The following is a 688-nucleotide window of genomic DNA, read 5'->3' on the forward strand; positions in this document are numbered from 1 at the left end:
GTCTTCCTTCTTGACGCCGCCATTCATCTTCATGGCGCGCACGGTGGCGACGATGACCGCCGCTGCCGGCTTCAGGCCCGCCTTGCGGCACTTGATGTCGAAGAACTTTTCAGCACCCAAATCGGCGCCGAAGCCGGCTTCGGTGACGACATAGTCGGCGAGCTTGAGCGCCGTCGTGGTGGCGACGACCGAGTTGCAGCCATGCGCGATGTTGGCGAACGGCCCGCCATGCACGAAGGCCGGGTTGTTCTCCAGCGTCTGCACCAGGTTCGGCTGCATGGCATCCTTCAGCAGCACAGCCATGGCGCCGTCGGCCTTGAGGTCGCGGGCATAGACGGCTGACTTGTCGCGGCGATAGGCGACGATGATGTCGCCGAGGCGCTTTTCCAGGTCCTTCAGGTCGGTCGACAGGCAGAGGATCGCCATCACTTCCGAGGCGACGGTGATGTCGAAACCGCCCTCGCGCGGGAAGCCGTTGGCGACGCCGCCGAGCGAGCAGATGATCTCGCGCAGCGCGCGGTCGTTCATGTCCATGACGCGGCGCCAGACGACCCGGCGGGTGTCGATGCCGAGCTCATTGCCCCAGTAGATGTGGTTGTCGATCAGCGCCGAAAGCAGGTTGTGTGCGGTGGTGATGGCGTGGAAGTCGCCGGTGAAGTGGGGGTTCATGTCCTCCATCGGCACCACC

The 688-nt window shown here is 64.5% G+C and carries 1 protein-coding gene; it reads right to left on the bottom strand.

All coding sequences use genetic code 11. The features are described from left to right. The coding region (locus tag EN969_RS33950) for a formate--tetrahydrofolate ligase (RefSeq protein WP_127419914.1) at positions 1 to 688 on the bottom strand (688 nt) is incomplete at both ends.

This window comes from Mesorhizobium sp. M7A.F.Ca.CA.003.01.2.1, from assembly GCF_003998945.1.
In the GTDB taxonomy this organism is placed as follows: Bacteria; Pseudomonadota; Alphaproteobacteria; order Rhizobiales; family Rhizobiaceae; genus Mesorhizobium; species Mesorhizobium ciceri.